At 75.7% G+C, this 13,273-nt stretch carries 14 protein-coding genes; 11 read left to right on the forward strand and 3 right to left on the reverse strand.

What is annotated here, in order from left to right:
* From IIE03_RS12640 to IIE03_RS12675, 8 genes are all read left to right on the forward strand, one after another.
* A partial coding sequence (locus tag IIE03_RS12640) for a D-glycero-alpha-D-manno-heptose-1,7-bisphosphate 7-phosphatase (protein WP_192863127.1) occupies positions 1-698 on the forward strand: 698 nt, incomplete at its 5' end.
* The gene (locus tag IIE03_RS12645) at positions 695-1,855 is read left to right on the forward strand and encodes a glycosyltransferase family 9 protein (RefSeq protein ID WP_192863128.1); all 1,161 of its coding nucleotides are present in this window, start codon (positions 695-697) and stop codon (positions 1,853-1,855) included. The genes IIE03_RS12640 and IIE03_RS12645, both read left to right, overlap by 4 nt.
* Positions 1,852-2,877 (forward strand): glycosyltransferase family 4 protein, encoded by a 1,026-nt coding sequence (locus tag IIE03_RS12650; RefSeq protein ID WP_192863129.1) that lies wholly within the window; start codon positions 1,852-1,854, stop codon positions 2,875-2,877. The genes IIE03_RS12645 and IIE03_RS12650 overlap by 4 nt, the downstream gene beginning before the upstream one ends.
* Positions 2,855-4,156, forward strand: coding sequence for a glycosyltransferase (locus IIE03_RS12655; RefSeq protein WP_192863130.1), 1,302 nt, complete (start codon positions 2,855-2,857; stop codon positions 4,154-4,156). The genes IIE03_RS12650 and IIE03_RS12655 overlap by 23 nt, the downstream gene beginning before the upstream one ends.
* On the forward strand, positions 4,153-4,815 hold the full coding sequence (locus tag IIE03_RS12660; protein WP_192863131.1) for a D-sedoheptulose-7-phosphate isomerase: 663 nt from the start codon (positions 4,153-4,155) through the stop codon (positions 4,813-4,815). Before IIE03_RS12655 ends, IIE03_RS12660 begins: the two co-directional genes overlap by 4 nt.
* Positions 4,812-6,335 (forward strand): PfkB family carbohydrate kinase, encoded by a 1,524-nt coding sequence (locus IIE03_RS12665; RefSeq protein ID WP_192863132.1) that lies wholly within the window; start codon positions 4,812-4,814, stop codon positions 6,333-6,335. The genes IIE03_RS12660 and IIE03_RS12665 overlap by 4 nt, the downstream gene beginning before the upstream one ends.
* Positions 6,332-7,084, forward strand: a complete 753-nt coding sequence (locus tag IIE03_RS12670) for an SDR family oxidoreductase (protein WP_192863133.1) — start codon at positions 6,332-6,334, stop codon at positions 7,082-7,084. Before IIE03_RS12665 ends, IIE03_RS12670 begins: the two co-directional genes overlap by 4 nt.
* Before the next feature lie 25 nt (positions 7,085-7,109).
* Positions 7,110-8,144: a glycosyltransferase family 9 protein gene (locus IIE03_RS12675; RefSeq protein WP_192863134.1), complete on the forward strand. Its 1,035-nt coding sequence runs from the start codon at positions 7,110-7,112 to the stop codon at positions 8,142-8,144.
* Here the strand turns inward: IIE03_RS12675 and IIE03_RS12680 are convergent.
* Positions 8,077-9,078: an NAD-dependent epimerase/dehydratase family protein gene (locus tag IIE03_RS12680; RefSeq protein WP_192863135.1), complete on the reverse strand. Its 1,002-nt coding sequence runs from the start codon at positions 9,076-9,078 to the stop codon at positions 8,077-8,079. The two genes, IIE03_RS12675 and IIE03_RS12680, sit on opposite strands and share 68 nt — an antisense overlap.
* A gap of 204 nt (positions 9,079-9,282) precedes the next feature.
* Between IIE03_RS12680 and IIE03_RS12685 the strand changes: the two genes are divergently transcribed.
* The 3 genes from IIE03_RS12685 (at position 9,283) to IIE03_RS12695 (ending at position 11,615) form a co-directional block, all read left to right on the forward strand.
* Entirely contained in the window at positions 9,283-10,143 is an 861-nt protein-coding gene (locus IIE03_RS12685; RefSeq protein WP_192863136.1) for an SDR family oxidoreductase, read from the forward strand.
* Between the two features lie 111 nt (positions 10,144-10,254).
* Positions 10,255-11,391, forward strand: coding sequence for an iron-containing redox enzyme family protein (locus IIE03_RS12690; protein WP_192863137.1), 1,137 nt, complete (start codon positions 10,255-10,257; stop codon positions 11,389-11,391).
* Positions 11,388-11,615 carry a CDGSH iron-sulfur domain-containing protein gene (locus IIE03_RS12695; protein WP_192863138.1) on the forward strand — a complete coding sequence of 76 codons (228 nt, stop codon included), beginning with the start codon at positions 11,388-11,390 and terminating at the stop codon, positions 11,613-11,615. The genes IIE03_RS12690 and IIE03_RS12695 overlap by 4 nt, the downstream gene beginning before the upstream one ends.
* Before the next feature lie 55 nt (positions 11,616-11,670).
* On the opposite strand, the gene IIE03_RS12700 is transcribed toward IIE03_RS12695, so the two are convergent.
* The gene (locus IIE03_RS12700; RefSeq protein WP_192863139.1) at positions 11,671-12,519 is read right to left on the reverse strand and encodes a glycosyltransferase family 2 protein; all 849 of its coding nucleotides are present in this window, start codon (positions 12,517-12,519) and stop codon (positions 11,671-11,673) included.
* Between the two features lie 27 nt (positions 12,520-12,546).
* On the reverse strand, positions 12,547-13,273 hold a 727-nt coding region (locus IIE03_RS12705), incomplete at its 5' end, for a PAS and ANTAR domain-containing protein (RefSeq protein WP_318842959.1).

The following is a 13,273-nucleotide window of genomic DNA, read 5'->3' on the forward strand; positions in this document are numbered from 1 at the left end:
GGGCGGGCCTCACGGGCGCGTTCGCCCGCGAGCGCCTGGCCCCCGGCCCGCGTCCCGGCGAGGAGGGCCACGCCCCCGAACTGGCCCGGATGCTCGTCACGAGCGTGCTGATCCCCTTCGCCGCCGTGGCCCATCGCGCCCGGGGGGCCTGGACGTGGCGGCGCGGTCTCCGCCCGGGAGCGCCGGCCTGGCCGCTGCCCGTCCGCGCCGTGCTGTTCGACCGTGACGGCACCCTGATCCACGACGTGCCCTACAACGGCGATCCCGTCGCGGTGGAGCCGCTGCCCGGCGCGCGCCGGGTGCTGGACCGGCTGCGCGCGCGGGGCCTGCGGGTGGGCGTGGTGTCCAACCAGTCGGGGATCGGCCGGGGCATGCTGACGAGCGCGCAGGCGGACGCCGTGGACGAGCGGGTACGTGAGCTGCTGGGCCCGTTCGACACCTGGCAGCGCTGCCCGCACCATCCGGAGGACGGCTGTACGTGCCGCAAGCCGGAGCCCGGTCTGGTGCTGCGGGCCTCGGCCGAGCTGGGGGTGCTGCCCGCCGAGTGCGTCGTCGTGGGCGACATCGGCGCCGACGTGGAGGCGGCCGTCGCGGCGGGTGCGCGGAGCGTCCTGGTGCCGACGGCGATGACCCGGCGCGCGGAACTCTCGGCGGCCCCCGTGGTCGCCGCGACCCTCGAGGAGGCGGTGCCGCTATGACGACGACCTCGGCCCCGAGGCCGGTGGCCCAGGGGGCCACCGCACGTGCGGATCGCGCCGGGCGGGTGCTCGCCGTCCGCCTCGACAGCGACGGGGACGTGCTCGTGACCGGGCCTGCGATCCGCGCGCTGGCGGCGACGTACGGGCAGGTGGATCTGCTGGTGTCGGGTTCCGGGGCCCAGGCGGCGGAGCTGCTTCCGGGTGTGGCGGAGACGCTGCGCTTCGACGCCCCGTGGTCCGGGATGCGGCCGCCGCGGGTGTCGCCGGAGTCGGTTCTCGATCTCGTGGCGACGCTGATCGCGCGGCGGTACCGGCTGGCCGTGATCTTCACGTCGTTCCACCAGTCGCCGCTCCCGATGGCGCTGCTGGCCCGGCTCGCCGGCGTGCCGCGGATCGTGGCCACGAGCGAGGACTATCCCGGCTCCCTTCTCGACGTGCGGCACCATCGCCCTCCGGGTCTGCACGAGGTGGACGCCTGCCTCGACCTGGCCGCCCTGGTCGGTGCCCAGCTCCCTCCGGACGACGACGGGCGGCTCGCGGTCCGGGGCGCGCTCCCGGCGTCGGCCGCCGTCGCGCGGCACGACGACGGCCGGGCGCACGGCGGTGACGGCGGTGACGGCGGTGACACGGACGGCGGTGACACCGTCGTCGTGCACCCCGGCGCCTCGGTGCCCGCCCGCGCCCCGCGGCCCGAGGACGCGCGCGCCTTCGCCGAACGGCTGGCGGCCGACGGCTGGGACGTGCGCGTCACCGGATCGGCGCAGGAGCGGGAGCTCACCGCGTACGTGTCGGGCGATCACGCGGTCGACCTCGGCGGGCGCACGAACCTGGCCGAGCTGGCCGCGGTCCTGCGGGCGGCGGCGTGCGTCGTGGCGGGCAACACCGGGCCCGCGCATCTCGCGGCCGCCGTCGGGACGCCGGTGGTCAGCCTGTTCGCGCCCGTCGTCCCGCTCGAGCGCTGGACGCCGTACGGCGTGCCGCTGATCGTCCTCGGCGACCAGGGCGCGGCGTGCCGTGGCACCCGGGCGCGTACGTGCCCGGTCCCCGGGCATCCGTGCCTGGCCTCGGTGACCGCGGACCAGGTGTCCGAGGCGGTGGCACGCCTGGCGCGCCGTCCGGTCCGCACCGCGGCGCGCCTGGGGAGGTGTTCCGGATGAGGATCCTGCTGTGGCACGTCCACGGCTCCTGGACGACCGCGTTCGTGCAGGGCGGGCACGAGTACGTGGTGCCCGTGCTGCCCGGCCGGCCCCCGGACGGGCGTGGCCGGGCCGACACCTGGGACTGGCCGTCCACGGTCCGGGAGCTGACCCCTCGCGAGGTGCGCCACGCGGTGGACCGGGGCGCGGTCGACGTGGTGCTGCTGCAGCGCCCGCACGAGGCGCGGCTGCTGCGCGAGTGGACGGGGCGACACGCCGGCACCGACCTGCCGGCCGTGTACCTGGAGCACGACGCCCCGGGAGGGCCGGCGGCCGCGACGCGGCACCCCCTGGCGGACGTCGACGTCGTCGCCCGGGGCGGCGTCCCGATCGTGCACGTGACCGACTTCAACGCCCTGATGTGGGACACCGGCACGGCGCGCACGGTCGTGATCGACCACGGCGTGCCCGATCCGGGCCACCGGTACACGGGCGAGCGCGAGAGGCTGGCCGCGGTCGTGAACGAGCCGGTCCGCCGCTCGCGCGCGGCGGGCACGGACATCCTCCTGCGCCTGGCGCGGGAGCTTCCCGCCGAGGTGTACGGGATGGGCACGGCACGGCTCGCGGAACATCTCGCCCCGCTGGGCCCGGTCGCGGCCGGCACCGCGGGGCGCCTGTACGACCTGCCGCAGCCGGAACTGCACGAGCGGCTCGGCGGGGCGCGCCTCTACCTGCATCCGTACCGCTGGACGAGCCTGGGGCTCGCGCTGCTGGAGGCGATGGCGCTGGGCATGCCGGTGCTGGCCCTGCCGGTCACGGCGGCGTACGCCGCCGTCCCTCCGGAGGCCGGCGTCCTGAGCGCCGATCCGGACGAGCTCGCCGCGGTGGCCCGGCGCTGGCTCGGCGACCCGGCGGAGGCCGCCGCCTACGGCAAGTCGGCCCGCGAGCACGTGCTGCGCCGCTACCCGCTGGATCTCTTCCTCGAGCGCTGGTCCACGTTGCTGACACAGGAGGTGTCCCATGCAGATCGCCATGATCTCTGAGCACGCCAGCCCGCTCGCCGTCCTGGGCGAGGCGGACGCCGGCGGGCAGAACGTGCACGTCGCGGCCCTGGCGAGGAGCCTCGCGGCCGACGGTCATCGTATCGACGTCTACACGCGGCGCGACGATCCGGACCTTCCCGAGCGGGTGCCCCTGGCTCCCGGCGTCGACGTGGTGCACGTCGACGCCGGCCCCGCCGAGCCGCTGCCGAAGGACGACCTGCTGCCCTGGATGGAACCGTTCGGCGACGACCTCGCGGCGCGCTTCACCGATCCGGCAACGCGTCCCGACGTGCTGCACGCCCACTTCTGGATGTCGGGGCTCGCGGCCCTGCGCGCCACCCGGGAGGGTGCCCGCACCGGCACGCCGCGCGTCCCGGTGGTCCAGACGTTCCACGCCCTCGGCTCCGTCAAGCGCCGGTACCAGGGCGCCGCCGACACCAGCCCCGCCGAGCGCACCGGGCTGGAGAGCACGCTCTGCCGCGAGGCTGACCTCGTCCTCGCGACCTGCCGGGACGAGATCCGGGAGCTGCACCGGATCGGCGCGACGGACGACCGCATCCGCATGGTGCCCTGCGGCGTCGACCTGCGGACGTTCACGCCCGGGCCGGTCCCGGTCCGGCCCGACGACGACCCGCTGCGGGTGCTGTCCCTGGGCCGGCTCGTGACACGCAAGGGCGTGGCGACCGTCGTGGAGGCGCTCGCGCGGCTCGCGGAGCGCGGGCACCAGCCCGTCGAGCTCCTCGTCGCGGGCGGGCCGCCCGTCGACCAGCTCGACCGCGACGCGGAGGTGCGCCGGCTGCGCGGCATCGCCCGCGACGCCGGCGTCGCCGAGCACGTGCGGTTCCTCGGCGCGGTCCCGCACGACGACGTCCCCGGCCTGATCCGGAGCGTCGACGTCGTCGCGTGCACGCCGTGGTACGAGCCGTTCGGCATCGTCCCCCTGGAGGCGGGGGCGTGCGGGCGCCCGGTGGTCGCGTCGGCGGTGGGCGGCATGCTCGACACGGTGGCCCACGACCGCACCGGCATCCTGGTCCCGCCGCGGGATCCCGCCGCTGTCGCCGCCGCACTCGGGCGGCTCGCGGACCGCCGGTTCCGCCGGCGTCTGGGCACCGCGGCCCGGGTACGCGCCGAGCGCCGGTACGGCTGGGCGGAGATCGCCCGGCAGACGTCCGGTGCCTACACCGCGGTCGCCGGTCCCCCGGCCGCCCGGCACCACGCCACCGCGCACCCGGCCGTGGCGCACACATCCCTGGCCACCGCAGCAGGAGGTACCCGATGAACTCCGCGCTCGACGACCTGATCACCGAGTCCGACGGCGCCGGCGGACGCCGCTGGTTCCACGAGCACTACGTCGACCTGGCGCTCGGGCTCGACCACCTGACCACGTCCCTCGACCGGATCGAGGGCTGGGGCCGGCATCTCGCGGACGCGTTGCTCGACGGGCATCGTCTCCTGGTGGCCGGCAACGGCGGCAGCGCCGCCGAGGCCCAGCACCTGACGGCCGAGCTCGTGGGCCGGTTCGAGGGCGAGCGGGTCCCGCTCGCCGCGATCGCCCTGCACGCCGAGACGTCCAGCCTCAGCGCGATCGTCAACGACTACGGCCAGGACGAGATGTTCGCGCGGCAGGTCGCGGCGCACGGCCGCCCGGGCGACGTCCTGCTGTGCCTGTCGACGTCCGGTGCGAGCGCGAACGTGCTGGTCGCCGCGCGGCGGGCGCGCGAGCTCGGCCTCCTCACGTGGGGTCTGACGGGACAGGCACCCAACCCGCTCACGGCGCTGTGCGACGACGTGCTGGCGGTGCCCGTGCGGTCCGGCGCCGCCGTGCAGGAGATCCACCTCGTCGCGGTGCACGCGCTGTGCGCGGCGCTGGACGCACGGGTGGCCCGGCGTGCCCGCGACCGCCGCACCACCCCGCCGTCGGCGGGAGCCCGGGCATGAGCCGCCCGGCCGCGGCACCCGGCGGCTCCGCACGCGCCTACCTCGCCCCGGTGCCCGGCGACACGCCCCCACGCCCCCGGATCACGGTGGTCGGGGACGTCCTCCTCGACCGGGACATCGACGGCACCGTGACCCGGCTCGCCCCGGACGCCCCCGTACCGGTGGTCGACGTGACCACCGTGCGGCACAGCCCCGGGGGTGCCGGTCTCGCGGCCCTGCTGTGCGCCGAGCGGGCCGACGTCGTGCTCGTCGCGCCGATCGCCGACGACGCGGATGGCCGGGAACTGCGCCACCGGTTCGACGCCGTCACCCTCGTGCCGCTCGGCCACGAGGGATCCACCCGCCGCAAGACGCGGGTGCGCAGCGACGGGCAGGGCATCGTGCGCGTCGACGAGGGCGGTCCGGGCACACCGACGGGGACGACGCCGGACGCCCTCGCCCGGGCGCGCGACGCCCTCGCGGGCTGCGACGCCGTCCTCGTGGCCGACTACGGCGGCGGCACCACCCACGACCCGCACCTGCGGCACCTGCTCGCCGAGGCGGCCGGACGCGTCCCGCTCGTGTGGGACCCGCATCCCCGGGGCGGCCCGCCCGTCCCCGGAGCGGCGCTGGTCACGCCCAACGAGGCCGAGGCCGAACGGGCCGCCCACGAGCTCGCCCCGCGGCCCGGCGCCGCCGTCGCCCACCTCCCGGACCTGGCCGGCGTGCTGCGCCGCGCCTGGGACGCACGGGCCGTCAGCATCACCGCCGGGGAACGCGGCGCGTTCGTGACCGTCCGCCCCGCCGGGGCCGCCGACGGCGAGCCCGCCGTCGCGCGGCACCTGCCCGCACGGCCGGCGCACGGACCCGACTCCTGCGGCGCCGGCGACCGCTTCGCCGCGACCGTGACCGAGCGACTGGCCCGCGGCGACGAACCGTCCGACGCCGTCCGCGAAGGAGTGCTGGCCGCGAGCGCCTGGGTCGCCTCGGGCGGCGCGGACGGCTTCCGCCGGGCGCTGGAGGACGGGCCACGCCCCGCCACGCGCGACGCGACGTCCCTGGAGGAGCTCGGCGCGCGGCTGCGCGCGGCCGGCGGCGTCCTCGTCGCGACCGGCGGCTGCTTCGACCTGCTGCACGCCGGGCACGTCAGCATGCTGGAGGGCGCCCGGCGGCTCGGCGACCACCTCGTGGTGCTCGTCAACTCCGACCGGTCCGTGCGCCGTCTCAAGGGACCGGAACGGCCGCTCGTGCCGCTGGCCGAACGGCTGCGCGTCCTGGAGAGCCTCGCGTGCGTCGACGCGGCCGTGGTCCTGGAGTCCGACGAGCCGTCGAGGGCCATCGCCGAGCTGCGGCCGGACGTCTGGGCGAAGGGCGGCGACTACACCGTGTCCGACCTGCCGGAGGCCGCCGTCGTGCGGTCCTCCGGGGGACGCGTCGTGACCCTGCCCTACCTGCCCGGCCACTCCACCACCCGGCTCGTCGACCGCATCCGGGAGTCCGAGTCCGTCACCGCCGCACCGACCATGAGGAGGTCGTCATGACCGCGACCACGACCGGCACCTCGCCGGCCACCGCGCCCCTGCCCCGTACCGCTCCTCTCACGCCCCGCGCCCTCGGGACCGTCTTCGTCACCGGCGGGGCGTCCGGGCTCGGCGCGGCGCTCGTCGACGCGCTGAGCGCCTCCGGGGGCCGGCCCGCCGTGGTGGACGTCGCCGAGCCCTCGGCCGACGTGCCCTTCGCCGCCGCCGATCTCGCCGACCCCGGTGCCGCGCGGGCCGCCGTCGACTCCCTCGTCGACCAGGCGGGGCCGCCGGACGCGGTGGTGACGGCGGCCGGCATCGACGCGTGCGGGCCGTTGCTCGAGATCGAGCCGGAGGCCTGGGAGCGGGTGATCCGCGTCAACCTCCTCGGCACGGTCTCCGTGGTCCGGGCCGCCCTGCCGTACCTGGAGGAACGCCACGGCACCGTGGTCACCGTCGCCTCGACCCTGGCGCTGCGCGGCGCGGGCGACGCGACGGCCTACTGCGCCTCCAAGTGGGGCATCCGCGGGTTCAGCCAGGCGCTCGCCGCCGAGTACGCGGGCCGGGTCGGGGTGACGTGCCTGATCCCCGGCGGCATGCGGACGCCGTTCTTCGACGGCCGGGCCGAGCAGTACAAGCCGGGTCCGGACGCCGATCTCAACGATCCCGCCGCCACGGCCGCGGCCGCGCTCGCGGCCCTCACGCAGCCGCCGGGCAGCGAGATCCGGGAGATGCTCGTCATGGCGTCCGGGGAGGCGTCGTGGCCGTGAGCGGGCGCGGCGCGGGAGGCCGGCCATGACCGTCCTCGCGCTGCGCGCCCTGGGCCTGGGCGACCTGCTGACCGGCGTGGCGGCGCTGCGGGGCGTCCGCCGGGCGTGGCCCGGGCACCGGCTGGTGCTCGCCGCGCCCGAGGCCCTGGGCCAGTGGCTGACCGACCTCGGGGTCGTCGACGCGGTGCTTCCCACGACCGGCCTGACGCGGCTGCCCTGGCCGTGGAGCGGACCGGGCGGCGCCCAGGACGCGCCCGGATGCCTGGCCGTGAACCTCCACGGCCGTGGGCCGCAGAGCCACCGTGCACTCCAGGCGACGCAGCCGGACGCCCTCATCGCGTTCGGCAACCCGGCGGCGGATCATCCCGGTCCCCACTGGGACGAGGACGAACACGAGGTGCTGCGGTGGTGCCGTCTCGTGAGCGGCGTGGGTGGCCGCTGCGGACCGGAGGACCTCCGACTCGGCCCCGCCGACCCGCCGGACGGGCACGGCGCCCCGGAGGCCGGGCAGGGAGTGATCGTCGTCCATCCCGGCGCGTCCGCGGGAGCCCGGCGCTGGCCCGCCCCCCGGTGGTCGCGGGTCGTCCGGGCGCTCACCGCGCAGGGCCTGGACGTCACGCTGACCGGGTCCCCCGCCGAGCAGAAGCTCTGCCGGCGCGTACGCCCCGCGCAGGAGGCGGACGGCGCCGTACGGGACACCTCCGGGCGGCTGAGCCTGCCCGCGCTGGCCGACCTCGTGTCCCGGGCGCGCCTGGTGGTCAGCTCCGACACCGGCGTCGCGCACCTCGCGACGGCCTACGGCACGCCGTCGGTCACCCTGTTCGGGCCCACCTCGCCCGCGCTCTGGGGCCCGGCGATCGACCCGGCGCGACACCTCGTCATCTGGCACGGCGAGCCGGGCGAACCGTCCCGGGACCCGAACGCCGAGCGACTGGACCCGGCGCTGGCCCGGGTGACCGCCGAGGAGGTGGTGGACGTGTGCGAGTCGGCGCTCAGGCAGCCTCCTGCGCCCGCCGCCGGAACCAGGCCACTGTTCGGGAGAGTCCGTCCGGCCAGGTGACCGCGGGTTCCCAGCCGAGCTCGGTGCGGGCCAGGGTGATGTCGGGGCAGCGCATGCCGGGGTCGTCGACGGGCCGTTCGACGTGGACGATTCGCGAGCGGGACCGGGTCGCGCCGATGACGTCCTCGGCGATCTGCCGGACCGTGAGTTCGTAGGGGTTGCCGAGGTTCATCGGGCCGGGGTGCCCGCTGCGGGCGAACGCGAGGAGGCCCGCGACCGTGTCGTCGACATAGCACAGCGAGCGGGTCTGGGACCCGTCCCCGGCCACGGTGAGCGGTTCGCCGGCGAGCGCCTGGCGGATGAAGGTGGGCACGACGCGGCCGTCGCTCTCGCGCATGCGGGGGCCGTAGGTGTTGAAGATCCGCACGATGCCGGTGTCGGTGCCCAGGGCGCGCCGGTACCCGGACACGAGCGCCTCGGCGAACCGCTTGGACTCGTCGTAGACGCTGCGGGGTCCGACGCTGCTCACGTTGCCCCAGTACTCCTCGGCCTGCGGGTGGACCTGGGGGTCGCCGTAGACCTCGGAGGTGGAGGCGAGCACGAAGCGTGCGCCGTGGTCCTGGGCCAGGTCGAGCGCGGCGCGGGTGCCGCGTGATCCCACGTCGAGCGTCTCGAGCGGGTGTTCCAGGTAGTCGACGGGCGAGGCGGGTGAGGCCAGGTGCATGACGAGGTCGACGCCGGGACGGAGGGCGGCGCGTGCGGCCGGCGCCGTGAAGCCCTCCTCCGCGATGTCGGACCGCACGAACCGCAGGGCGCTTCGCCCGCGCAGGGCGCCGAGGTTGTCGGTGGCTCCGGTGAGGAGGTTGTCCACGCACACGACCTCGGCACCCGCGTCGAGAAGTGCCTCGCAGAGCCTGCTTCCCACGAATCCGGCGCCGCCCGTGACGACTGCCCTCGTCACCGGGCCTCGCGGGGAATGCATCTCGCTGCTCATCGGTCGTCCTTTCAGCCGGCTGGTCCGGCAGCCTGTTCTCGACCGCTTTCCTCACGGTGCACCGCTCCGGGTTCACTCGCAGCGGCGGGGAGGCGCGGCGCGCCGGGCGAGGCCCCTGCGACCGGGCGGCGCCCCGGTTAGCCTGAGGACAGGTCGAGCAGAGGCCGCCACGTCATCCAGCACGGACCGACGACGGAGGACGGCATGAGCCAGGACCAGCACTTCCCCGCCCAGCAGCAGAGCCCCCCGGGCACTACCGACGAGATGACACCCGCGCCGGACTGCGGTGAGGACAGCTACGTCGGCCGGGAGCAGCTCACCGGCCGCAAGGCGCTGGTGACCGGCGGCGACTCCGGTATCGGACGGGCGGTGGCCATCGCGTTCGCCCGGGAGGGCTGTGACGTCGCGGTGTCCTACCTTCCCGAGGAGGAGCGGGACGCGCGCACGACGGCCCGGTGGGTGCACGAGGCGGGGCGCCGGTGCGCGCTGCTGCCGGGGGACCTGCGCGACGAGGCCACCGCGCGCGGTGTCGCGCACCGTGCGGCCGTCGAGCTGGGCGGCCTGGACGTGCTGGTGAACAACGCGGGTCACCAGATGGCCCGGCGCAGCTCGGTGGAGGACATGACCACCGAGGAGCTGGACCGGGTCCTGCGCACGAATCTCTACGCCCTGTTCTGGGTGACGCAGTCGTCGCTGAAGCACCTGGAGCGTGGCGGAGCGATCATCAACACCTCCTCGATCCAGGCGTACCAGCCGTCGGGCCCCCTGCTCGACTACGCGGCCACGAAGGCCGCGATCAACAACGTGACGGTCAATCTCGCCGCCGAGCTGGGGCCGCGCGGGATCCGGGTGAACGCCGTCGTGCCGGGGCCGGTGTGGACGCCCCTGCAGCCGGCGACCCAGCCCGCGGAGAAGATCCCGGCGTTCGGCGCCGACACGCCGCTGGGCCGCGCCGGCCAGCCCGCCGAGGTGGCGCCCGCCTTCGTGTTCCTGGCCTCGCCCCGCACGGCGTCCTACGTGTCCGGCACCGTGCTCGGCGTGACCGGGGGGCGTCCCGTGTTCTGACCCCGGAGCGGGGCGGCACCCTCCGCCGCCCGGGCGGCCGTCCCGCGTGCGAGTGACCCAGCCGGTGGCGACAGTGGACCCACCGGCGCGACGACCACCGAGGAGCCCGCCATGTCCTCTCTTCCGGTACGAGAAACCGGCTCCGGCCCCACGAACGGAGCCTTGCCGCGTGGATCCGCCCCGCGGGGGGCCGCCGCCCGGCTCCCGGTCCCGCGGCCCCGGGGCCCGTTGAGCGCACTGCTGCTGACCACGCTGACGGCGGGCCCGCCCCCGGAGTCCGCGGACTCCTGGGCATCGCCGCTGCTGTGGGCCGCCGAGGAGGCGGCCGACGCCGCCGACGACCCCTTGCGTGACGACGACACGCAGCTGGCGCTCGCGGTCCTGTACGAACTGCACCACCGCGGCGTCGAGCGCGTCGACGACGCCTGGGAGTGGGAGCCGGGGCTGCTGTCCGCACGACGTGTCCTGGAGGTGCCGTTCGAGGCGGCACTGCGCCGGCGGGCGGGGCAGCCGGTCGCCACGGAGTCCGACGCGGCAGGCTTCGCCCGCCGCCTGTTCGAGTTCGTCGCCGACGACGACGGCCCGGCGCTGGCCCGGTACCTGGCCCGGCGCGCCGGCAGGGAGCAGGCGCGCGAGTGGCTGGCGCTGCGGTCGCTGTACCAGCTGCGGGAGGCCGACCCGCACTCGTGGGCCCTGCCCCGCCTGGCCGGCGCGCCGAAGTCGGCGCTCGTGGAGATCCAGGCCGACGAGTACGGCGGCGGACGGACGGGCCGCACGCACGCGGAACTGTTCGCACGGACGCTGCGCGGTGCGGGACTCGACGACCGGTACGGCCGGTACGTCGACGTCGCGCCCGTACCCGTCCTGGCCGCGCTGAACACGATGTCGTTCCTGGGCCTGCACCGCAGGCTCCGGGGAGCGATCATCGGCCATCTCGCGGCGTACGAGATGACCTCCCCGATCCCCAGCCGGCTCTACGGCGACGGCTTCCGCCGGCTCGGGTACGACACGGACACGACGCTCTACTTCGACGAGCACGTGGAGGCCGACGCCGTGCACGAGCAGATCGCGGCCCGTGACCTGGCGGGACGGCTCGTGGAGCAGGAGCCCGGGCTGCGCGACGACGTCCTGTTCGGGGCCGCCGTGTGCCTGGCCGTGGAGGGAGACGCCGCCGCGCACACGCTCGCATGCTGGAACGAGGGCCGCTCGGCCCTGCGGGCGCCGCTCGACGATCCGGAGGAGACATGACGGCCCACGACGAGGTGCCCCGGCCGCACGACGACGAGGTGACCCTGGCGGCCTGCCCCGACGGCCCGCTGCTGCTTCGCGGCCCGGCCCGGATCGTCGACGACCGTGGGCGGGACGTACCACGGCACCGCGCGACGGTGGCACTGTGCCGCTGTGGCGGCACGGCCATCCCGCCGTGGTGCGACGGGACGCACAAGGTGAACGGCTACCGCAGCGAGACGTGAGACCGGAGCGGTCCCGGCGCCCGGAGGCGATGAGCCGCGCCGCGGCGCGGGCTGTTCACCACGGCGCGAGCAGTGCCCGCAACGCCATCACGTCGGCCGGGAGGGGGCGCCGCCGTCGCAGGGCGGCCGGCGCCTCCCGGAGCCCGTGCAGCACGCCGGCCCGGTGGCTCGGACTCGTGGCCGCCACCCGGCGGATCTCGCCGATCGCGTCCCGCCACGGCAGGCGCATCAGCGCGTTGAGGGTCGCGGCCCGGGCGAGACCGCGCCGTCGCCGATCCGGCGAGTGGCGGACGGGCGACGGGTGGTGGTGCACGACGACGTCCTGGAGGTACGCCATCGCCCAGCCGGCGGCCGCGAGGTCGAGCGCGAGCCGCTCCTCCTCACCGGGGAACCGCACCACCGGGTCGAAGCCGCCCACGGCGAGGAAGGCGCTCCGGCGAACCATCGCGGCGCACGCCACGAAGCCCAGGAGCGGCTCCCCGGGCAGCTGCGGATCGCGCGGCAGGGGCGAGCGGGCCATCGCGGCGCTGGTGGGGTCCGTACGTTCCTCGGGCCCGACCAGGATCCGCGCGCACACGAGGCCGAGACGCGGGTGCGCCGCGAGGGTGCGCGCCGCCCTGCCCAGCGAACCCGGCGCCCACCACGAGTCGTCGTCGGCGAACGCGACGTAGGGGCTGTTCGCGGCCTCGACGCCGACGTTCCGTGCCACGGCGCCGACGTTCCGCCGCAGGCGGATCACAGTCGTGGCGGGCCGCGCCGCGGCCACCGCACCGGGACTGCCGTCGGTGGAAGCGTTATCCACCAGGAAGACCCGGGAGCGGTGCCGCGGCAGCGAGGCGAGGAGGTCCTCCCGGCGGTTCCGCGTCGCAACGACGACGGTCACGCGGTCGTCCTCGGGCTCCATGGCGTCCTCCTCGCTCTCGCGTGCGGTTCAGCCGTTGGTGGTGGGTGGTTCGGGGTTGTCCGGGTCCTTCAAGAACGCGTCGATCACCTCACGCGTAGGAAACACCGTCACCCCCGGCCCCGCAATCAGACCCACCAACCGATCCGCCAGATCCCGCACCGCCACATTCGTCCGATTCGACACCTCCCGCAACACCTCGAACGCCTCAGCCTCCTCCACCCCATACACCACCATCACCATCCCCTTGGCCTGCTCAATCACCGCACGCCGCTCCGCCGACGCCCGAATCGACGCCGTCGCATCCCGCTGCGCCGCCACCCGATGCGAATCCGTCACATCAATGAAATACCCCACCAACTCCACCACCCGCCCCGACGCCGGATCACGCCGCCCCTGACCCGTCACCGCCAACGTCCGCGTCCCACCCCCAGCATCCACGATCCGATGCACCGAACTGAACGTCGCCCCCGTCTCCGCAGCACGCCGCAACACCCCATCAAACCGCGCCCGATCCTCCGGATGCTTGTGCGCCAACATCAACGGCGTCGTCGGCACGATCTGACCCGGCTCGAACCCATGCATCACATACACCTCATCCGACCACGCCCACTCCCCCGACACCAGATCCAACCGATACCGCCCCACCGGCGGCCGACTCCCCCCATCCAACGCCTCCTCCACCCGCCCCTCCAACGGAGAATCGCCCGAAGGCCGCACAGACGTCACGATCCCCTCCTCGGATGAAAACACAAAG

Source organism: Myceligenerans pegani (assembly GCF_014892515.1).
Taxonomy (GTDB): Bacteria; Actinomycetota; Actinomycetes; order Actinomycetales; family Cellulomonadaceae; genus Myceligenerans; species Myceligenerans pegani.